This window comes from Nitrosomonas sp. Nm132 (assembly GCF_900100485.1).
In the GTDB taxonomy this organism is placed as follows: domain Bacteria; phylum Pseudomonadota; class Gammaproteobacteria; order Burkholderiales; family Nitrosomonadaceae; genus Nitrosomonas.
The window spans coordinates 1-20,953 of sequence record NZ_FNDH01000028.1; the positions used below are offsets into that span (position 1 = coordinate 1).

Annotated in this window: 14 protein-coding genes and 2 pseudogenes; 11 read left to right on the top strand and 5 right to left on the bottom strand. The window is 51.8% G+C overall.

The genetic code is table 11. From position 1 onward, the window contains the following. The first annotated feature begins 135 nt into the window (after nucleotides 1–135). From BLP80_RS10215 to BLP80_RS10230, 4 genes are read left to right on the top strand one after another with little or no spacing between them, the layout of a single operon-like run. Entirely contained in the window at nucleotides 136–405 is a 270-nt protein-coding gene (locus tag BLP80_RS10215; RefSeq protein ID WP_176754336.1) for a hypothetical protein, read from the top strand. Then, nucleotides 405–2,213 carry an AAA family ATPase gene (locus BLP80_RS10220; protein WP_090542925.1) on the top strand — a complete coding sequence of 603 codons (1,809 nt, stop codon included), beginning with the start codon at nucleotides 405–407 and terminating at the stop codon, nucleotides 2,211–2,213. The genes BLP80_RS10215 and BLP80_RS10220 overlap by 1 nt, the downstream gene beginning before the upstream one ends. Then, nucleotides 2,206–3,309: an HNH endonuclease signature motif containing protein gene (locus tag BLP80_RS10225; RefSeq protein ID WP_090542929.1), complete on the top strand. Its 1,104-nt coding sequence runs from the start codon at nucleotides 2,206–2,208 to the stop codon at nucleotides 3,307–3,309. Before BLP80_RS10220 ends, BLP80_RS10225 begins: the two co-directional genes overlap by 8 nt. A 31-nt stretch (nucleotides 3,310–3,340) precedes the next feature. Continuing rightward, complete coding sequence (locus BLP80_RS10230) at nucleotides 3,341–3,706, top strand: virulence RhuM family protein (RefSeq protein ID WP_176754337.1); 366 nt, start codon at nucleotides 3,341–3,343, stop codon at nucleotides 3,704–3,706. On the opposite strand, the pseudogene BLP80_RS10235 reads toward BLP80_RS10230, so the two are convergent. From BLP80_RS10235 to apbC, 4 genes and pseudogenes are all read right to left on the bottom strand, one after another. Continuing rightward, nucleotides 3,703–3,861, bottom strand: a pseudogene (locus BLP80_RS10235) (IS3 family transposase); the annotation flags it as partial. The gene BLP80_RS10230 and the pseudogene BLP80_RS10235 sit on opposite strands and share 4 nt — an antisense overlap. A 129-nt stretch (nucleotides 3,862–3,990) precedes the next feature. Continuing rightward, nucleotides 3,991–4,218: pseudogene (locus tag BLP80_RS10240) on the bottom strand (transposase); the annotation flags it as partial. Nucleotides 4,219–4,322: 104 nt separating this feature from the next. Then, nucleotides 4,323–4,889 carry a dCTP deaminase gene (gene dcd, locus BLP80_RS10245; protein WP_090542935.1) on the bottom strand — a complete coding sequence of 189 codons (567 nt, stop codon included), beginning with the start codon at nucleotides 4,887–4,889 and terminating at the stop codon, nucleotides 4,323–4,325. Between the two features lie 9 nt (nucleotides 4,890–4,898). Continuing rightward, the gene (apbC, locus tag BLP80_RS10250) at nucleotides 4,899–5,987 is read right to left on the bottom strand and encodes an iron-sulfur cluster carrier protein ApbC (protein ID WP_090542937.1); all 1,089 of its coding nucleotides are present in this window, start codon (nucleotides 5,985–5,987) and stop codon (nucleotides 4,899–4,901) included. Nucleotides 5,988–6,105: 118 nt separating this feature from the next. Here apbC and metG point away from each other — a divergent pair, with 118 nt between their 5' ends. The 4 genes from metG to BLP80_RS10270 all read left to right on the top strand — a co-directional run bounded on the left by metG (nucleotide 6,106) and on the right by BLP80_RS10270 (nucleotide 11,986). Then, nucleotides 6,106–8,229 carry a methionine--tRNA ligase gene (gene metG, locus BLP80_RS10255; protein WP_090542939.1) on the top strand — a complete coding sequence of 708 codons (2,124 nt, stop codon included), beginning with the start codon at nucleotides 6,106–6,108 and terminating at the stop codon, nucleotides 8,227–8,229. Nucleotides 8,230–8,325: 96 nt separating this feature from the next. Continuing rightward, nucleotides 8,326–10,275, top strand: a complete 1,950-nt coding sequence (locus tag BLP80_RS10260; RefSeq protein WP_090542941.1) for a DUF7453 family protein — start codon at nucleotides 8,326–8,328, stop codon at nucleotides 10,273–10,275. A 354-nt stretch (nucleotides 10,276–10,629) separates the two neighbouring features. Beyond that, on the top strand, nucleotides 10,630–11,613 hold the full coding sequence (locus BLP80_RS10265) for a glycosyltransferase family 2 protein (protein ID WP_256325042.1): 984 nt from the start codon (nucleotides 10,630–10,632) through the stop codon (nucleotides 11,611–11,613). Beyond that, nucleotides 11,588–11,986, top strand: coding sequence for a GtrA family protein (locus BLP80_RS10270; RefSeq protein ID WP_090542945.1), 399 nt, complete (start codon nucleotides 11,588–11,590; stop codon nucleotides 11,984–11,986). Before BLP80_RS10265 ends, BLP80_RS10270 begins: the two co-directional genes overlap by 26 nt. 162 nt (nucleotides 11,987–12,148) lie before the next feature. On the opposite strand, the gene BLP80_RS10275 is transcribed toward BLP80_RS10270, so the two are convergent. After that, entirely contained in the window at nucleotides 12,149–13,723 is a 1,575-nt protein-coding gene (locus tag BLP80_RS10275) for a hypothetical protein (protein WP_090542948.1), read from the bottom strand. A gap of 577 nt (nucleotides 13,724–14,300) precedes the next feature. On the opposite strand from BLP80_RS10275, the gene BLP80_RS10285 reads away from it, so the two are divergent. The 3 genes from BLP80_RS10285 (at nucleotide 14,301) to putA (ending at nucleotide 20,844) form a co-directional block, all read left to right on the top strand. After that, nucleotides 14,301–15,128: a hypothetical protein gene (locus tag BLP80_RS10285; protein WP_256325043.1), complete on the top strand. Its 828-nt coding sequence runs from the start codon at nucleotides 14,301–14,303 to the stop codon at nucleotides 15,126–15,128. 691 nt (nucleotides 15,129–15,819) lie between these two features. After that, nucleotides 15,820–17,487, top strand: a complete 1,668-nt coding sequence (locus BLP80_RS10290) for a diguanylate cyclase (RefSeq protein WP_176754340.1) — start codon at nucleotides 15,820–15,822, stop codon at nucleotides 17,485–17,487. Nucleotides 17,488–17,712: 225 nt separating this feature from the next. Further along, entirely contained in the window at nucleotides 17,713–20,844 is a 3,132-nt protein-coding gene (putA, locus tag BLP80_RS10295; RefSeq protein WP_090542954.1) for a bifunctional proline dehydrogenase/L-glutamate gamma-semialdehyde dehydrogenase PutA, read from the top strand. The last annotated feature ends 109 nt before the right edge of the window (nucleotides 20,845–20,953 follow it).

Here is a 20,953-nt window from a genome sequence, read left to right on the forward strand (position 1 = left end):
TTCCTCATCATTTATATCCGTTTTGTATGACATCTCTTAGCTTACTATCAAAAAATCCTTGATTCTAATGGAAATCGTTTTGCCAGACAGCTTCTCAAGGCCTTCCGCCCTCTGCGGCCCGATGAGTTCACCCGCATGGGGGATGTGCAGGCCTTGCGCAAGGCTTTGTCGGCCGGCATCGATCAGCGGCACCACTACTTAGCAGTGCAATTGGATTACGAGACTTCTGAGCACGCTGGCGCGGGCGGGATGTTTCAGGTGATTTCGCTTGAAGATGAGGACGGCAAGGATTTCACCCACCTTGTCGATCAAGGCCAGCATTACGCTTCTCTCGACGAGCTCAAAGACGACATAGCCAGTGCGCTCAAGGTAGAGGCGGGGCAAGTTGAGCTGGAGGTTGTGTAATGCGCCTGCGCTATTTACACCTACAGAACTACCCGCCGATTTCGGATATCAAGGTGTGCTTCGCCAGTGGCTCGCCGCTGGCACGCGAATGCGCCATCCGTTTTGTGGTGGGTGTGAACGGCAGCGGCAAATCCAACCTGCTGCGCGCGGTCGCCGAGGTGTTTCTGGCGCTGGCCGATCTGCGCGTGCCGGCGTTTCCGGTCAGCCTGGTGTACGAGCTGGGCGTGCGCGGCTCACCCAATCACCGCACGCTGCTGCTGCATTGCCCGGGCAGCCGCCAGCGAGCTAGTTTGTGGCTACACGAGCGCTTTGCCTTTGATGGCCAGAACGGCCAGGAGGTGTTTGACGCCTGCATCGAGCACCTGAATCTCAAGGGTATTCCGACGGTGCCGGGCTTCTCGGCACTCATCGCCCCCGGCAGCTGGCCGCTGCGCGACAGCACGCCGCCGCAGATCGCGCTGCCCTCGGCAGTGTTGGCCTACACCACGGGCGACCTGCGCCCTTGGCGCTCAGTATGGAGCCGCAATCAGCACGCGGATGGCTTGCTGGAAACCAGCGACGATGCCCAAGGCGACGAACGCCCGGCGGGTTGGACAGCGGCACAGGAAAACGCGCTGCAAGCGGCCCGGCAAGCAGGCATTGAGACATCCCGGCCAATCATGAATGGCACCAGTACTGAAGGCGACCGCTTTCGTCGCCCTGTGCTGCTGGACGCCACACTACTCAAGTGTGCGCTGTTGGCCGTAGCCCTGCCGCAAGCTTTTGTCGAAGCAGCCGAAGATCCCGGTTGCGCCGGAGTTGACACCGCGAAGACGAATTTGTTCCGCAGCGACAACAACAACAACAAGCACGCGCTGCAAGAACTGCTTGAACGTGGAGGCTGGCACCACCTGGTGGCGGTGGCCTTCCATTCGCGCTTTCAAACCGCTCAGTGGGACCAAAAGCTCTGCGAAACCGCGCACGACTGGTGGTTCTGCGCGAGTGAAGTGATTGCTGAGCCGCACCCAACAGAACAGCGCCGCACTCTGTTATTTGACTTCAAAGGGGCCTTTGACGCGCAAAGCCCATCTTTTGCGTCGGCCGCCCGTGATGAACTGCAAACCTGCAGCAGCCAGGGCGAAGCCTTGTGGGCCTTGTTGGGTGGCGTGAAGGGCGCCAGCGCCTTTGATCTCTTCACCCGTTTGCTGGAACTGAATCAGGCGGGCCTGTTCGACGATGTGCTGCTGCGTCTGCGCCGCGCGCCCGTGTCAGCCAATGGCGGCGAGCCCGGCGCAGACGACATCGGCGTGCTGCGCTACGAAGAGCTTTCAGACGGCGAGCAAATGGTGCTGGGCCGCATGGCGTTGTTTCACTTGTTGCAAGGGCAGCAGGACGCCTTGCTGCTGCTCGATGAGCCGGAGACCCATTTCAACGACAAGTGGAAACGCGAGATCGTCGATATCATCGACGATGCCATTCGCCATACGGCCAACGACGTGCTGATTTCCACACACTCTGCCATCGTGCTCTCGGATGTCTTCAACAACGAGATCGTGATGGTGCAGAAAACGCAGGATGGCTCGACCGTGCGTAGCGTGGACGAACCCACCTTTGCCACCGACCCCAGTGCACTGATGATGACGGTGTTCGGCGCCGAGGACAGCATTGGCAAACGTGCCCAGGAGTTCATTGAGGACAAGCTTCGGCAAGCCACCGGCACACCAGCCGAAATCGCCGATCTGGAGCGCCTGATCGCCCGGATGGGATCGGGCTTCTATCGCAGCGAGCTGCGCACATTGCTCAATACTTGGCGGGGTGGCAATGCTTAAACCCATCCATCGCGTTGCTTGTTCTCCGGCGTTGGCCGCCTGCCAGCGGTTGATGCAGCGTTTTGCGCTGTGGTTGTGTGATCCTACCACCGCAGATGCCCACCTCAATCAGCAAGGCTTGCAGCCGCCAGTTTTAGCGAGTGGGATCGAAGCGGATTGGTTGTGGGAATTTCTTCAGCGCGTTGATGCCGGGCAATCGTTGTTGAGTCGAGCACAAGCACTGGCGGCCATGCCTGCTGCGCAGAAGGCTGCGTTGGCCGCCTGGGTGCAGACAGTCTCGGCGCTACCGATGCAGTTTCAGCCCGCGCCTGCCCAGTGGCCGGTCAACAGACCCGTTGCGAGCGAGTCGGACTGGAAGGCGTTCAAGGTGCTGATGGAGGCGTTTTACGAAAAGGGATTTCGCGGCGGCTTGCCCTACCTGCCCAATGGCACACCCACGGCTGCAGGTGGCGTCAACTACGCCGACTACGTGAGCGCTTTCCGCAATGCGCACCGCCTGAACCCCGCCCCCCATGCCCGCGAGGTTTGCGTACTGTGCGGCGGCCCGCTCGGCGACACGCCGCACGTTGACCACTGGATCATCAAGAGCGCCTTTCCGCTACTCAGCGTGTGCACGGACAACCTGCAATTGATCTGCAGCACCTGCAACGAGGCGCCGAACAAGGGCGACAAGCCGGTGCATAGCGCTGGCGACTTCGCGGATTGGTTTCACCCCTATCTGCGCCCAGGCAACGGTGCCTTGCAGCTGGACTATGTGCTGCCGGAGCTTGCAGTGCGATGCTCGGTCGCCACCCCAGCAGATCAAGCCAAAGCGGCCAACCTCGACACTTTGCTCAATCTGTCCAACCGGTGGACACGCGAATTCAAGGCGGAATACGCCAAGCATCAAGATGTATTGATCCGTCGGGAGCAACGTCGAATCCAGAACGCACAAGCACGGCATACCCAGGCCGAGATTCAGTCTTACGTCCAGCAATGGCAGGCAGACCTAGCGCTCAGCGAACCTCACTACGAAATACACCAGACATTGGCGGTTGCCTTGCAGGAGCCATCGCGGCTCGCGGCCTGGCATAGCGAGTTGGGCCTGGCGTCATGAACGTACGGAAATTTTTAGAGGTGAACAAACAGTGATCAAAAAAGATAAGCCCGTCGAGAAGCAAGCCATCACGGTCAGTGCAGGGGCTGAGTCGCCATTTCTTCTCTATACCGGTGATGACGAGAAGGTGCATGTCCGCGTCCTCATCCACGCTGAGACACTGTGGCTACCGCAACGCCAGATGGCCGAGCTGTTTCAGACCATCCCGGACAACATCGGCTTGCACCTCAAGAACATCTTTGTCGAGGGCGAACTGGTGGAATCGGCAACTGCCGAGGATTTCTCGGTAGTTCAAAACGAAGGGGAGCGAGCCGTTCGGCGCACGCTCAAGCACTACAGCCTGGACGCCATCATGGCCGTTGAGGTGTGTTGTCAAATATGGGGCCCATATGATTAAGCAGCGAGTAGATTGGCATAGTATCGCTGTGTAAATTCTGCTGGCGATAGGTAGCCTAATTTTTCCTGTTTGCGCTGCCGGTTATAAAAGATCTCTATATATTGGGTAATTTCCTGTTTTGCTTGCAGTCGTGTTTTGAATTTTTGATGATGTACTATACTCAGCGCGGTCACAATTGCGGATTTTAAAGGTGCTGAAAGCCTTAAATTATAAGGATTTTTTTGCGTTTCTATTTTCCGTATCTGTGACCGCGCGGAGTATAATTCGTTTTTAAGAGTCCCCTAAAAGCTTTCCATAGGAGCGTTATCCCAGCAATCGCCTTTGCCGCTCATGGAAGCGATTATGCCGAATTGCTTCCATATTTCCTGGTAATCATATGCACAATATTGGCTGCCACGATCCGAGTGAAGAACTAATCCCTTTTCCGGCAGTTTTCTATCAGTTGCGCGAAACAAAGCCTGTATAACCAGAACCGTTGTCATCCTTTCATTCATCGCATAACCCACCAATTCCCCGTTAATTTGTAATTGTTTTAACGGAGCGGTCTACTAGACGTTGGTAGAGTATATTGCTCTCATAGCATTTGTCAGCTTCCAGAGTGCAGATTTCTAAGCATTTATATCTTGGGCAGCGTCACACCTTGTTGGAACTGGTATTTGCCGTTCCTATCCTTGTATGAAGTCTCGCAGACTTCGTCCGATTCAAAGAAGATGACTTGAGCAACGCCTTCGTTGGCGTAAATCTTGGCAGGGAGGGGAGTGGTATTGGAGAACTCGAGCGTGACGAAGCCTTCCCATTCCGGTTCAAATGGGGTGACGTTGACGATGATACCACAGCGTGCATAGGTAGATTTTCCCAGGCAAATCGTCAGAATGTTACGCGGAATGCGGAAGTACTCAACAGTCCGCGCAAGTGCGAAGGAGTTAGGGGGGATGATGCAAATATCACTTTTGACATCGACGAATGAATTTGAGTCAAACTGTTTGGGGTCGACAATCGTTGAATTCAGGTTAGTAAACAGCTTGAATTCGTCCGAGCAGCGAATATCATAACCGTAACTGGAAGTACCGTAAGAAACGATACTGTGGCCATTCCTCTGCTTGATCTGACCAGGCTCGAAGGGCTCGATCATGCCATGCTCGATGGCCATTTTGCGGATCCATTTGTCTGATTTGATCGTCATGTCAGATTATCAATCATTCTCCATGATAATTTTAGTAAATACCTCGGAATAATCCTTTGCCAGATTGGCAATTTTGACCGCGACACGGCGCGCAATGGCGCGATAGATCTCCGCAATCTGCCCATCTGGTTCAGCGACCACGCTGGGTTTGCCTGAATCCGTGTGTTCGCGGATCTTGATATCCAGTGGCAGCGCGCCTAGCAGTTCCACCTCGTAGTCCTTGCTCATTTTTTCACCGCCCCCTGTTCCAAAGATGGGTTCGGTATGACCACATTTTGAGCAGGTGTGTAGGCTCATATTTTCCACGATACCCAGAATCGGAATACCGACCTTCTCGAACATCTTGAGCCCCTTGCGCGCATCGAGCAGCGCAATGTCTTGCGGGGTCGTTACGATAACCGCACCGGTCACCGGAACTTTCTGCGCGAGGGTTAACTGAATATCCCCAGTTCCCGGCGGCAGATCGATAACGAGATAATCCAGATCATGCCAGCGGGTATCGTTCAGTAATTGCTGCAAGGCTTGCGTGACCATCGGACCGCGCCACACCATTGGCGTTTCCACATCGATCAGTAAGCCGATCGACATCGCCTGGATGCCGTGCGCGCGCATCGGTTCGATGGTTTTGCCATCCGGTGATTCGGGCTGACCGCTGATACCGAGCATTTGCGGTTGAGATGGGCCGTAGATATCCGCATCCAGAATGCCGACGTTGGCACCCTCAGCAGCGAGTGCCAGGGCGAGATTGACTGCCGTGGCGGATTTGCCGACCCCCCCCTTGCCTGAGGCTACTGCGATTACATTCTTTACACCGGGAATCAGTTTGACGCCACGCTGGACGCTGTGTGGAATAATCTTGCTGGTGACATTAACGGAGACGTTGCCGATGCCTGGAATGGTCTTCAGCGTATCGCCGACCTGCTGGCGGATCGATTCGATCACGCTTTTTGCAGGATAACCCAATTCGATCTCAAGCGAGACATGGCTGCCATCGATTTTAAGGTTGTGTACTTCCTTGCTGGTGACGTAGTCTTTGCCCGTGGTCGGGTCGATAAATTGCTTGAGGGCGGTTTCTATTTGTTGTTCTGTGATCGCCACGATATCACTCCTTTATGCAGAGCATCATTTGCTAAAACCATTGATGTTAACAAATATCGGGGGAAAGTATCCAGTTTGTTACAATTTACCTTTCCGAACATTCAAATACTGACGATCGATGAACACACGCAAGATTCTGGTTACTTCCGCGCTGCCTTATGCCAATGGCAGCATTCACCTTGGGCATCTGGTGGAATATATTCAAACTGATATCTGGGTCCGTTTCCAGAAAATGCAGGGACATACCGTTTATTACGTGTGTGCGGATGATACGCATGGCACGCCCATCATGCTGCGTGCGGAGAAAGAAGGTATGACGCCGGAAGCGCTGATTGCGCGCGTGCATGGTGAACATCTGCGGGATTTCACGGGTTTTCATGTCAATTTCGATAATTACTACAGCACGCATTCGCAAGAAACCCGTCAGTATTCAGAAGAAATCTATCATAAGTTGAAAGCAGCAGGGCTCATTAAAGTACGCGCCATCGAGCAACTATATGATCCAGTCAAAAACATGTTTCTGCCGGATCGCTTCGTCAAGGGGGAATGCCCCAAATGCGGCGCGAAAGACCAGTATGGAGATTCTTGTGAAGCCTGTGGCGCGGCCTATGCACCCACGGAATTAAAAAATCCTTACTCCGCTGTATCAGGCGCTACCCCGGTGAAAAAAGCCTCCGAGCATTTTTTCTTCAGTCTCTCGGATAGTCGCTGTGCAGATTTCCTGCGCCGTTGGACGCGTGAGGCCAATCACTTGCAAGCAGAAGCCGCCAACAAAATGCACGAGTGGCTGGGGGAGGCAGGAGAGAACAAACTGTCCGATTGGGATATCTCGCGTGACGCACCGTATTTTGGTTTTGAAATACCGGGAGAAACAGGTAAGTTTTTTTATGTCTGGCTTGATGCGCCGATTGGCTACATGGGCAGTTTCAAAAACTTGTGCACACAGCGCGGCATCGATTTCGATGAGTTCTGGCAGAAAGACACAGACACAGAGCTGTATCATTTCATCGGCAAGGATATCCTGTATTTTCATGCACTATTCTGGCCGGCCATGCTGGAGAATTCAGGATATCGCACCCCCACGCAGATTTTTGCGCATGGCTTCCTCACCGTGAACGGCGAGAAAATGAGTAAATCACGCGGCACCTTTATTACTGCAGAAAGCTATTTGCAGCAGCAACTCAATCCGGAATGGCTGCGCTACTACTATGCTGCGAAACTCAACGGCACCCTGGAAGATATCGATCTCAACCTGGAAGATTTCACGGTGCGCGTGAATTCGGATTTGGTCGGCAAATACATCAATATCGCGAGCCGCTGTGCGGGCTTCATCACCAAACGCTTCAGCGGCAAGTTGGTGGCCGGTGATGATTATCGTTTGCTGCAACAAATGATTGATGAACGTTTTGCCACCTGGCAGCCGGGTGTCATCGAAAAAGCGTATGAAGAGCGGGATTTTTCCGCTGCAGTGCGACAGATCATGAAGCGCGCTGATGAAGTGAATGAACTGATTCATGAGCTGGCGCCATGGGATATCGCCAAAGATACGGCGTGCGATCAGGAGCTGCACCGCGTCTGTAGTTTAGGAATACAGCTGTTCTATTTGCTTTCGTGCTATCTGAAACCGATTCTGCCTGCCACAGCCAAACAAATCGAACATTTCCTCAATTGTGAATCACTTAACTGGCCCAAGCAAAAAGCCGGACAAGCCTTATCCAGCGTCCTGCTGCCTGCCGGCCATACGATCAACGCCTACCAGCACCTCATGACGCGTATTGATTCCAAGCAAATTGAAGCCCTGATCGAGGCCAATAAACAGACCATCGCCCCAAGCGCGGATTCCCATTCGCCTGTAAGACATTCACAAGCGCAACAGCATATACAGCAGCGTGCGATTGCACCCATCGCGGAAACCATCTCGATCGACGATTTCGGCAAAATCGATTTACGTATCGCGCGTATAGTCGATGCCGAACATGTCGCAGGAGCGGAGAAACTGCTGAAACTCACCCTGGATATTGGCACGGAGCAACGCACGGTATTTGCCGGCATTAAATCCGCTTACGATCCAGAGCAGCTCAAAGGGCGCCTCACTGTGATGGTCGCCAACCTGGCCCCCCGCAAAATGAAATTTGGCCTGTCGGAAGGCATGGTGCTCGCAGCAAGCGATGGAAGTGGCGGGGGAGGGTTGTATATCCTTTCTCCCGATGACGGTGCGCAGCCCGGCATGCGAGTGAAGTAAATTGACACAATGGGTAATATAAAATCATTCAACTCGATAGTTATAAGTGAGTTGTCTTCAGAAAAAAGAAAAAATATAAGGTGAGATGAAATGAAGATGAGAGCAACAAGCCTCAGAATTTTTCTAAAAGTAATTCTATTGAATGTAACTATTTTATATTCTAGCTATTTATTTTCTGCAGTCCATTTAATAGCTGAGTCTGGTCAGTCTGCTGCGGGTTTCACATCTGAATATACCTATAATAATCTAATGACTCCCGTTATAGGGTCTTCAGGTCATGTTGCATTTACTGGTGATGCAATTGGCAGAAATAAGTTAAATGCTGTTTGGTCTGGCCTGCCTGGGCAATTAAAAGTAATTATAAAAGAAAACGATTCGGTGCCTGGATTTCCAGACAATGTATTTTTTTCCAGTGCATTATCTACCAATACGATCGGTAGCCGAATCTTCGCAATGCAGGCAGAAAGAATTATAGTGACAGAATCAGGGCATGTAGGTTTTATAGCGGAATTAAAAGAATTTGGAGCCATCAGTCAAGATTATCCATTTGGGGTGGTTGCTTACGTCGGCGGAAAAATATACGGGATACTGCGTAATGGGGACCAAGCTCCAGGTTTCTCGCAGGAATACTCTATTAGAGGCATCACAAATCTTGCTTTTACCGATGCCGGCATGGTTATTCAAGCAGTAGTCGCAGATCGCAATAGTAACCAAAGTGAACGAATGGGTATATGGTTCTGGAATTTTGAAACACTGGAATTAATTCCTTCGCCTGTAGCGAATTGTAGTTATATATTGTTATCAACCGCGATAAGTTCAGTAAATATTAATCAATCTGGAAAAGTTGCTTTTAGTTCAGGCTTGGGGGGAGCTTTGTGCCCATCTGAAACTTTTGGTATTTTCAAATGGGATCAAAAGAAAACCCAGATGATACTGGCTGGTGGCGACCCTGTACCAGGTATGGCAGATACAACATTTCATTTGGATCTCGACAACCGAGGCCTGAATATATTTGCCATTAACGCAAATATACTTTCATTCAATGATCAAGGGGAAATAAGTTTTCCTGCAATTTTGCGTAATGCTGCTAATGGTTCCGCAAAAAAAAGTCTATGGGTAGCAGATAGTTCAGGTGCAATTAAATTACTATCCCTGGAAGGAGAGTTTCTTGCTGAAGATGTGAATAATACGTTCTTATTACCATTCACTGAGGCGAGCTTACCATTAATAGCGAGCAATGGATTATCAATAGTGCCGGTTAAAACAGATTCTTCTATAGCGATCTTAACTGGAGCGCCCAGACCATCCCAGCCTTATGCAAATATTAATGAAGCTGGTGTTTCTCAACTTTCTACTGTGTTACAGCTTGCAGATCAGCCGCCTGGCTTTGGTGACACCTGGTTCTTCAGCGCTTTCTCAAGCATAGCAATGAATAAAGCTGGGCAGTTTGCTTTGAGTGGAACTGTTGTAGATGCAGACGATACTTCCATAGATGTATATGGATCTCCCAGTAGCCGAAAGTTTGGAATCTGGCGTGGAACCAGCAAATCAGATCTTGAACTGGTTGCATATGATGGAATGCCGTTTTTCGTCAAGGGCGAAGAAATGGGTTTATATTTTCTGATTCAGAGATTTGTTAATGGCACTGCTGGGAGCGTGATTACATTCAGCGAATCCCAAATTCTTCATAGTTCAACAGAAGGTGGGCGTGCAACGCAGTTAAATGATAGTGGCCAAATAGTCTTCGGAGGATCTTTCGAGGCTCCTGGTGGAGATTTCCGTAGAGGTATCTTTTTAGCTGAAGGCAAAAACAATCAGGAGGAAAGAGTCTTTGCGCTTGCCGAGCAAGTATTTCCTGATCTTTTTTCTCCAGCAAATGGTGTCAATCAGACTGCAGAAGGATTTCTCTTTCGTTTTTATCCTGCCACCAACACTTATCTAGGCATAAAGAATGAAACAGTTTTTGTAGCTGGAGAACGGTTCGGATCAGGTATTATCGAAGTAGGTCCACTAGAAAATGTGATTGTATTTCTTGAAGCGCAGTAGGGTAATGAATGGACTCCTTTTGCCTTGCTTGAAAAACAGGAAGAGTCCATATATGGATAAGCTTGAGTTATCAGTCTTGATAGAGTTTTAATTACAAATTAGATCCAAATTACCGCAGGCGGTAGCTTAAAACTTCAATTGACCGGATTAACCCGAATATTTCATAAATTGGCACGTGTCCTCACTTGCCTTTTGATTCATAAGAAAGATTTTGTTCAGTCGGGTGTATGAATCACTACGCCCCTCCTTCTCAAAACTTCCCTATTAATTAAAATCCTGCGTGATCATCACGCGAATTTATGAAATATTCGGGTTAAATAGGTGGCATCGTATGAATCAATTCATTGATATTGAATGAAAATAGGCAATATGAGCAATGCGCGCTACATACTGAATCGGTGTTTATCCATTGTCGTTCCTTGTTTTAATGAAGGTGACGGTTTGGATGCCTTTTTCGGGAGACTGGAGTCGGTTTTGGTCAAACTCGGAAGGTATGATTATGAAATTGTCTGTATCGATGACGGCAGTCGCGATAACACGCTGGAAGTGCTATGCCAACATGCAGCACGCAATCCACGTATTGTGGTTTTGGAGTTGTCACGCAATTTTGGCAAGGAGGCTGCACTGACTGCGGGTATTGATGCCGCAAGAGGAGATGCGGTCATTCCTTTAGATGCTGATTTACAGCATCCCCCTGAGTTGATCGTGGAAATGGTGAGACAGTGGGAGAGTGGGAGTGATGTAGTATTGGCACGACGCAAGTCACGAGAAATGGATCATCTTGTGCAACAACTCGTAACCCATTGGTTCTACCGGCTGCATAATAGGATAGCTGAGTGCACGATTCCTCGAGATGTTGGCGATTTCCGTTTAATGGATAAACGGGTTGTCGAAGCGCTAAAGCGCTTGCCTGAGCGCAGGCGCTTTATGAAAGGTCTATTCGCCTGGGTGGGATTTAGGCAGAGTGTGGTTGAGTTTGCCGTTGAGCCACGTAAAGCGGGGAAGTCGTCTTTTAATGCGCGTCGTTTATGGGCGTTGGCGCTGGAAGGCATTACCAGTTTTAGTACGGTTCCGCTGTCGGTATGGATATATATCGGCTTTACTGTGGCAACGCTTGCATTAATTTATGGTTGCTGGATCATCATTAAAACCCTCGCATTTGGAATTGACGTGCCTGGCTATGCCTCATTGCTAACGGCAATACTCTTTCTCGGCGGCATCCAACTGATGGGAATTGGTGTATTGGGTGAATATATCGGACGAATTTACAGTGAGAGTAAGCAGCGACCGGTGTATATCATCAGACAGCGTTATGGCGGGGGGAACGAGGATGCTTAACCGGGAAACTGGACGGCAACTTACTGGCTTTTCTCTGATTGGCGTGGCGAATACGTTGATCCACCTGATGATGGTCACTGGATTGGTTGAATTGCTTTCCGTTCATGCCGTAGCCGCTAATGGTATGGCATTTATCACTGCTAATCTTTTTTCTTTCTGGGTGAATAGCCGTTGGTCATTTCGGGCTGCGGTCACTCGCCAACGTTATATGCGTTTCTTAGCCGTATCCTTGTTGGGATTAACTGTTTCATTACTTGCTAGTACAGTAGCTGAAGCTTTGAACTGGCATTATCTGGCGGGAGTCGCGTTGTTATTTTGCATCATGCCGTTATTGACTTTTTTTTCCCATAAGTTCTGGACGTATGCAAAATAAAAAGAATCCTTCATTAACTTTTTCTAATCAGAGTAACCAGATTTCTTTTACGATTACTTTCTCCTGATTGTTTTCACCCATGCTTTCTATTCTTTTCCTTGCAACTGTGAATCGTCGCTCGCGTAATGCAACGGCTCGCGCGGGGATGACTTGCGGTAAGTATTACCTGAAGATGACTTCCTTTTCTTCCGAGAACCACCATCGCACTCCGTCATGGGCATAGAGTTTGTATTTCTCGCCGGCAGCCGGACGAATGAGCCTTTCCTCGAATTGCCGGGCGCCTATGAAAAACGCGTGCCCCGGGAAATAAACACCAGCAGCTAGTTGGTCTGAGCCAATGATGTTCCAGCGCAACACGCCCTTGTCGAAGATGACCTCGCCGTTGAGCGTCGGCGGTGGGTCAAAGGAGATGCAGCGGTGCGCAAGCTCTTCGCGCGTAAGCGGCTGACCATCGGAGTCGAATAGCAGATTGTTAGCGTCCTTCCACTGCAATGCTTCGAAGCAGTCGGCAGTGACTTCACGTAGGCGTGGGTCATGCTTCTTCAGTGCAACGATCATGCTGCCCATTGGGTAGTTTTCTGGGAGGTAAATTGCTGTTGGAAAAGGTTCGTGCTCAAGGATTGTCCGGGTGATCCGGTATTCGAGAGAGTCTTGAGCACGTGTGTCGTAAAGGTGTGTCTGGTAGAGTGAGGTGGCGAGGCTTGCAATGATTATGGTGCCCACTGCAGTTGATGCCAGCGGGTGGCCATGAAGATGCTCAAGGAATCTCCAGCGGGCCAGGCTGAGCGTAACGGTAGCTGCCAGTGCAAAGTCGCTGGCGATGAAAAGGCGGTCACCGTGCAGTTCCGGATGGCTGAAGCCATGGGGAGCGGCGAGGGCCGGCGCAGCCAACATCGCCGCGATCGTAAGGCCGGCAAGTGACGTCTGCGGACTGAGAAATAGCGTGCATACTAGCGCGAGGAGTAGCAGTCCCCGGTTGCTCGCATACCACTTTAAGAAACCGGGAAGCGTTTCGAGAATCGTAGCGAGTCCTTGGCTCAGTCCATTCCCGGCTGCCCGGCCACCCATTAGTTCTCCGAGCATATAGCCACGATAGGCTAGGTAGGCGAGGCCTGCGAAGATAGCAGTGGCAAGAATTTTTCCTGCCAGCCGTCGGTCACTGATAAACACGATGAGGCTGATCGGCAGAATGGCCACAAGGATTTCCTTTGAGAGCAGAGCCAAGAGCATCAGTGCTACTGCAATCAAGTAAGCGGCGGATCGCTGGGTTCTGCTGTAGTAGCTGAGGGCGAGGAGTGAGGCCGTGCCGAAAATGCCGCCTAGCAGGTAGTGTGCTGTATAGAACCGACTGAGAAGTGTTCCAGTCGAAGCGACGGACAGAAGCATGACGACGAACAAGATGATGTAGCGCTCGGAAAGCTTGAAGTGCGAGCGAAGAAAAGCCGAACAGATGAGAATCCACGAACCGAGAAGGACGACCAGGGTATTGAGAAAGGCATCCGGCGAAAAGGGGGAGATTGCCTGTACCAGGGAGTAGAAGGGTACGGTCAGCGGGGTCAGGTGGGCAGCTGAGAGTTGTTGATAGATTGCTGGGACATACAGGAAGCGATGCCATTCCCAAGTTGATGCGAGGTAGATTATGTAGGCATCATCCGATTCGAAGTGAGGGGAGCGTATGACCAGCCAGTAACAGAAGAGCAGCAGTAGTGTTACCGCAGAAGCTGGAAGGAATTTCATATGAGTGACTCCGGCGATGGTTTCGAGCTTGGTGGGCGGGAAGGTTTGTTCACGATCGAGGCTTGCCAGTGACGCTGGTCAGATTCAGGGAATCGGAGTGCTTTTTACATTTTTCAGGCAGGGAAGACGGCGCGATTTTTGTGTTGAGATCTTCACTTTTACACTCCTTTTTTAAAAAACTGAAACTTTTATAAATATGCCTGATTCTACTTTGATCCAAATTGGCGAGATCAGATATTAAATCAGCTCGCTTCAGAAAGTTTTTGTACAAGAAATTTGTGGTAAGAATCAAGATACAAACGTAACCATTCTGATAGTAAGAGTGTTGATTGATTGATTGATTGATTGAAATTTTTATCATGTTGCTACCAGAGTTTCGAATTTATTGGCTAAGTCCTGCAGTACAACAAGCATGCTATGCTTTCTGGAGCTAAATTTCGTTCAATTTTAGGGGACGTGTACAGTTAACCCGAATATTTCATTTTTGCTGTTTTCTATTCTTAGCAGCCGTGATCATCCATTACCCAGCAACAATCATGATACTCCTCTGTCAAAGCTGGCATGAATGAAGATCTCTATGAACAAGCTTAAGATGCCTTTGCGAACCAGGCGATGCTTGCCTCAGCAACCCAAACCAGTAAACCGGATTGTCCTGCTGGGTGCCAGTAATTTGACTTTGTCTTTGCGTCTAGTCATTCGGCAAATTCAATATCACTGCGGTGGGCCCAGTGAGGTGTTGGCTGCTGTGGGTCATGGGCGTTCCTATGGTCAGAACAGTCAGGTGCTGATCCGCGAATTGCCGGGCATTATTGCCAGCAGTTTGTGGTCACAGCTCGATTCAGGCGATGCCCAGCCTACTTATGCTTTTCTGACGGATATCGGCAATGATATTCTCTATGAATGCCTGCCTGCGCAGATCCTGCAATGGGTGGCCTGGTGTGTCGATCAGTTACAGAAACAGTCAGCGCAGATTGTCATGACGAATCTGCCGATTGCATCGATTGCATCACTGTCAGAATGGCGTTATCAGTTTTTCCGAAATCTGTTTTATCCCTCTTGCCAGCTTTCCCGATGTGAAGCTATTGAGCGGGCGAGAGCAGTTCATCAGGGCTTGATCGAGCTGGCAGCGCGTAAGCAATTTGAGCTTTGTGAACAGAATCCGCAATGGATGAGTGCAGACGGCATTCATTATGCCTACTGGAAACGAGACGCGTTATATCGTGATATTTTTGAGCATTTTGGCACGGTTCCTGATCAGCCGGGTTTTGCTAAGGGCAAGCAGTCATTTTCTCAATCCTGGCAGCAACGCCCACGATTTGCCTACAAGAAAGTGTGGGGAAAGGAGAAATACACTCCGCAACCCAGTGGATTATTAGCTGACAACACGATGGTTTCCTTGTACTGATCGGATGAAGGCTATTTCTCCATTATTCCCGATGTATTTTTTGCTGACCTGACTTGCGCTATCCGACGTACACCTGAAGCGTAGAGTGAGGTGAGCCATGAACCTCAACAAGCAAGGATAGCGAAAGCGCCGATACAATGACAAATATCTAGCTTTATTCGTTAAGGATCAGGCAGCCACCACAACTCATTGACTGACACGTAATAGCAGAACCAGCCGAGACTGAATTGACAATCGGATACATATTGGCTGCTAAGTAGCTACAGGTGATATTCAGCCAGTTTTTTAATATAGCACCAGAGTACAATGGAATCTCCGGGGGGGTGTGTAATGATAGTTAACCCGAATATTTCATAAATTGGCACGTGCCCTCACTTATCTTTTGATTAATAAGAAAGATTTTGCTCAGTCGGGTGTATGAATCACTACACCCCTCCTTCTCAAAACTTCCCTATTAATCAAAATTCTGCGTGATCATCACGCGAATTTATGAAATATTCGGGTTAAATACAATTTTACCCCTTGATTGCTTGTCAGTCACTTTTGACTGATACCAGATCTTTAGTACATTGCAATAATGCAAAATAAGTTGGTTATTTTTCCTAGGCTCATTCAGACGCAGTTGGCTAGCCGGCGCACGATGCTCCGGGTAATCAGCTGTAGTGCCTGTGCGCCTGGGTACCTTTTTTGCTTGCCTCTTCTTCTACTGGCTTTACTGCTGATGCGGATCGCGCCCGCGCATGCCGATGAACTATTAATTGAGCGCGGGCTGAGTGGTGCGGTAATCAACAAGCGGATGGCGGCGGTGACCGATGTCACTGCGCGTACGCCTTGGCCACAGATGCTGGCTGAGTCGCAGCGCTTCACACCCGCAAGCGGGCGCAGCGGGGCTGGCCTGGAGTCAGGCGCGCATTGGCTGAAACTGGATTTCCACCGCGCTGAGGCTGAGCGCGGCACACCCTGGTGGTTGGTGGTGGAGCCGCTCAATCTCTATGATCTGCGCTTGTACCGCCGCAATGCCCACGGAGAATTCGAGGAGCTTGTCTCCGGCGAGCGCGTGTCCTTCGCGGCGGGCCGGGAACGCGAATGGCGCCAATATGCTTTTACTTTACCTGAGCATGGGCCAGTCTATCTGCGTGCTTATGATCCGGGCGGTGCAAGCTTTCCAGTAGCGCTGTGGCACCAGGACGATCTGGAGCACCATGAGCGCCTGGGGGAGTTGTTGCTGGGCAGTATCTATGGTGCGCTGCTGGCCATGTGCTTTTACAACTTTTTTCTGGCGCTGAGTCTGCGCGACCCGGCTTATGGCTGGTATGTTGCAACCACCTTGGCGCTGGGCGTTTTCCTGACCTATTTGCATGGCCACGCAGCTCAATGGTGGTGGCGTGACTGGCCGCAGTGGGTAGCCATGGGGCGGGTGGTGCTGCCCAGCCTCTGGGGGCTGGCGCTGGCGGGTTTTATAATGAGCTTCTTCCGTACCCGAATCTATTTGCCTGGCGCACACCGATTGCTGCAGGTCATTGTGCTGAGCTATCTGTTCATCATTGCCATGCGTCTGGCTGGCGCACATGCGCTACCGTCCCTGATGCTGACTATTCAATCGTTGCCAGCCGTGGGTTTGGTATTTTATATCGCGATCAGGCGTTGGCATCAGGGCATGGTGGGGGCGCGCTATTTCCTGTCTGCCTACGGTATCGTGATGGTGGGTACGGTCATTTTCCTGTTGCGCATCTGCGGGCTGTTGATGCCGAGTCCCCTAACCGAGTTGGCCATGCCGGTGACGGCCACGCTGGAGAGCCTGGTGTTTTCGCTGGCGCTGGCGGGACGCATTAAGAATCTACGCCATGCCAGCGAGGTGGCTTTTATCGATGAACTGACCGGGCTGCCCAACCGTCGCGCACTCGAGCAGCGCTTCAAGCTGTATGCCGACAGCAAGGCCGACCAGGGCTTCAGCCTGCTGACCGTGGATTTGGATAAATTCAAGCCGGTCAACGACCTCTGGGGTCATGCCGAAGGCGATCAGGTGCTGCGCGCGCTGGCCCAGCGCATGCAGTCTTGTGTGCGGCATGAGGATCTGGTGGCGCGCGTAGGCGGTGACGAATTCGTCGTGCTGCTTTCGCCCTCAGCCAGCAAGGGCATGGTCTCGACTGTGGTTAATCGCCTGCTGGAGGTGACGCGCGCGCCAGTCCACATTAGCGGGCGCAGCCATAGTCTATCCGCTAGCGTAGGATTGGCGCACTATCCCAATCATGGCTGCAGCCTGGCCGAGTTGAGCCGCCATGCGGATATGGCCATGTACGAGGCCAAGCGGGCTGGAGGAGACACCTGGCGTGCTGCGACAGGGACGATCAGAAACTAGACCGAGTGCAGTTATTGGGACATACAGTAGATTTATTAACGAAACTTCATTCTCACAGATTCTCAAGTGGATCATGAAAGCATGAGCTTGCCGGGAGGCGCTCAATTTTGATCGTTATTTGTTTATAGAGCAAAAATGTAGCAAAAGCTATGGGGTTTCGTACAATGGTAACTAAATACGATTTTATTTTTTGCTGCCGTAACAACAAAAGGGACACCGGCTACCATGATCCATGAGACCCCTTTGCCATCCTTGACCTTTGCCAGAGTCGCTATCAACCGCGCCTATCTTTACGATGAGGCAGAGTGCCTCAATACCCTGCTTTCCCTCGCCACGCTCGATGAGCGCAAGCAGGCCCAAGTGGAGGCGCTGGCGCGGCAGCTGGTGAACCAGGTGCGTGGCATGGAATGGGCACGGAACGGGATTGATGCCTTGCTGCATGAGTATGATCTCAGTACTCAGGAAGGCGTGCTGCTGATGTCTTTGGCCGAGGCGCTGCTGCGCATTCCCGATGCTGCAACCGCTGACCGGCTGATTCAAGATAAGCTTTCTAGCGCCGAATGGGATCGTCATCTTGGCCATAGCTCCTCATTCTTTGCCAACGCTTCCACTTGGGGATTGCTGTTGACAGGTAAGATCGTCAAACTTGAAGCATCTTCATCACTATTCAACCGCCTCATCAGCCGCAGTGGCGAGCCTGTAATCCGCATGGTGATCAAGCAGGCGATGCGCCTGATCGGCCATCAGTTCGTCATGGGCGGTACCCTTGATGAAGCGCTTAAGCATAGCAGGGATGATGAAAACAGACGCTATCGCTATTCCTTTGACATGCTCGGCGAAGCGGCGCTTACCGCTGCCGATGCGGCGCGCTATTTCGCTGATTATTACCATGCCATCATCGCCCTTGGCGAGCAGACCGGCCAGGGTGAGCTGTTTGACCACCCTGGCATTTCGGTGAAACTTTCTGCGCTCCACCCTCGTTATGAATACGCCAACCGGCAGCGCGTCCTTGACGAGCTGTCACCGCGTTTGCTGGAACTGGCGCTTGCCGCCAAGGCCGTCAACATTAGCATGACCATCGATGCCGAAGAGGTCGAGCGGCTCGACCTGTCGCTCGACCTGTTTGAAACCGTATACCGCAACGACAAGCTCACAGGCTGGAGTGGCTTCGGCTTGGCGGTGCAAGCCTATCAGAAACGAGCCATCCATGTGATCGACTGGCTGGCGCAACTGGCCAGCGAGTGCAAACGCCCGATTCCGGTCCGCCTCGTTAAAGGGGCCTACTGGGATGCCGAGATCAAACAGGCCCAGGAGCGTGGTCTCGACGGTTATCCAGTGTTTACCCGCAAGCTGGCGACCGATGTTTCCTACCTCGCTTGCGCTCGCCGGCTTCTCGATCGTGGTGATCTCTTTTATCCTCAATTCGCTACTCACAACGCCCGTGCCGTTGCTACCCTCATTGTCATGGCCGGCTCGCATCCCTTCGAGTTTCAGCGCTTGCATGGCATGGGCGAAGCACTCTATGCCGCTGCATTCGATGAGCACCCGCAGTTCAATTGCCGTGTCTACGCACCTGTCGGCAACTATAAAGAGCTGCTCCCCTACCTAGTGCGGCGGTTGCTGGAGAATGGCGCCAACAGCTCTTTCGTCAACCGGATCGCCAATGAGCAGATTACCGTCGAAGAGATTATCGCCGATCCTGTGAGTGGACTTGCGCGCTACCCGCAGTGTATTTCTACGCCACGCCATCTCTACGGGAAAGAGCGGCTTAACGCCAGCGGCATCAATCTTGCCGAGGCTGAAGCGCAAATGCAGCTTGACCAGGCATTGGAAAAAGCATGCAGGCAGTTGTGGCATGCCGCGCCGATAGTCGATGGCTATATCCTCGCAGGCAGAGCGCAAAACATCCTCAATCCCGCCGATCACAACGATGTCGTCGGCGAAGCGGCGCTTGCCGATAGCAGCGCGGTTGACAGAGCGCTCAGTATTGCACACGACGCTGCTTTCGAATGGGCCAGCAGCAGCGCCAGCGAACGCGCTGCCTTGCTGGAGCGAGCTGCCGATCTGTTTGAAGAACAACGCGCCGAGTTGATGTCACTTATCATTCGCGAGGGCGGACGCACCCTTCATGATGCACTTAGTGAAGTGCGCGAGGCCATCGACTTTTGTCGTTACTACGCTGACCAGGCGCGCCGCTATTTTGATCATGCCATCACACTGCCCGGTGTCACGGGAGAAAGCAATCAATTGCGATTGGCTGGGCGTGGTGTGTTCATCTGCATCAGCCCATGGAATTTTCCGATATCTATTTTCACCGGCCAGATCGCTGCCGCACTGGCTGCCGGCAACAGCGTTATTGCCAAACCGGCGGCACTCTCGCCTTTATGCGCTGCGCACGTGGTGGGCCTGCTGCATAAGGCCGGCATCCCTGGAGAGGTGCTGCACTTCATTCCCGGCAGCGGCAGCGAAATCGGCATGCAGCTGGTGAGTGATGCCCGCATTGCAGGTATCGCCTTTACCGGTTCCACCAGCACCGCCAGACAAATCAACCAGGTCCTTTCCCAAGGTGAGCGCATCCTTCCTTTTATTGCTGAAACCGGCGGCCAGAACTGCATGATTGTCGACAGTTCGGCACTGCCAGAACAGGTGGTGAAAGATGTCATTGCTTCTGCTTTCAACAGCGCCGGGCAACGCTGTTCGGCGCTGCGCGTGCTGTTTCTGCAGCAGGAAGTCGCAGCGCAGATCATGGAAATGCTCGGTGGTGCCATGGATGAGCTGCGTATCGGCAATCCCATGCGCCTCAGCACTGACATTGGTCCCATCATCAGCCTTTCTGCCTGCGCCGGACTGCAACAACACAGCGAGCGGATGAACAGCGAAGCGCGCCTGATCAAGACCATGCCACTCCCACAAGGAAACGAACAGGGCAGCTATTTCGCCCCGCGCGTTTACCAGATCGAAAAGCTCAGTCAACTCCAGCATGAAGTGTTTGGCCCTATTCTGCACATTATTCAATATCAAGCCAGCCGGTTGAATGAAGTGGTCGATGCCATCAACCACAGCGGCTACGGCCTCACGCTTGGTATCCACAGTCGCATCAACACCACCATCGACTACATCGCCCGCCATGCCCGCTGCGGCAATATCTACGTCAACCGCAACATCATCGGCGCCATCGTCGGCTCACAACCTTTCGGCGGCGAAGGATTCTCCGGCACCGGCCCCAAGGCCGGTGGTCCGCACTATCTGCAACGCTTTGCAACTGAGCGGGTAGTCACCATCAATACAGCAGCGGTAGGAGGCAATGTGACGCTATTGTCGCTGGGGGGTGCAGATATCCGCTCAACAAAAGATTGAAATCTCCCTTAGAGCCAGCGAAGGTATCTAGGGTGCGTTCCGATTTAGGTTCGATGGATGTGTGTGGGTGAGACCGCTACGTACCCGATCGCACGGTTTTCTGGCTACC

Excerpts from the sequence above, each read along its gene's own strand:
- BLP80_RS10215 (WP_176754336.1), top strand. The coding sequence starts at position 136 with ATGGGGGATGTGCAGGCCTTGCGCAAGGCTTTGTCGGCCGGCATCGAT.
- BLP80_RS10220 (WP_090542925.1), top strand. The coding sequence starts at position 405 with ATGCGCCTGCGCTATTTACACCTACAGAACTACCCGCCGATTTCGGAT.
- BLP80_RS10225 (WP_090542929.1), top strand. The coding sequence starts at position 2,206 with ATGCTTAAACCCATCCATCGCGTTGCTTGTTCTCCGGCGTTGGCCGCC.
- dcd (WP_090542935.1), bottom strand. The coding sequence starts at position 4,889 with ATGACGATCAAATCAGACAAATGGATCCGCAAAATGGCCATCGAGCAT.
- metG (WP_090542939.1), top strand. The coding sequence starts at position 6,106 with ATGAACACACGCAAGATTCTGGTTACTTCCGCGCTGCCTTATGCCAAT.
- BLP80_RS10260 (WP_090542941.1), top strand. The coding sequence starts at position 8,326 with ATGAGAGCAACAAGCCTCAGAATTTTTCTAAAAGTAATTCTATTGAAT.
- BLP80_RS10265 (WP_256325042.1), top strand. The coding sequence starts at position 10,630 with ATGAAAATAGGCAATATGAGCAATGCGCGCTACATACTGAATCGGTGT.
- BLP80_RS10270 (WP_090542945.1), top strand. The coding sequence starts at position 11,588 with ATGGCGGGGGGAACGAGGATGCTTAACCGGGAAACTGGACGGCAACTT.
- BLP80_RS10275 (WP_090542948.1), bottom strand. The coding sequence starts at position 13,723 with ATGAAATTCCTTCCAGCTTCTGCGGTAACACTACTGCTGCTCTTCTGT.
- BLP80_RS10285 (WP_256325043.1), top strand. The coding sequence starts at position 14,301 with ATGAACAAGCTTAAGATGCCTTTGCGAACCAGGCGATGCTTGCCTCAG.
- putA (WP_090542954.1), top strand. The coding sequence starts at position 17,713 with ATGATCCATGAGACCCCTTTGCCATCCTTGACCTTTGCCAGAGTCGCT.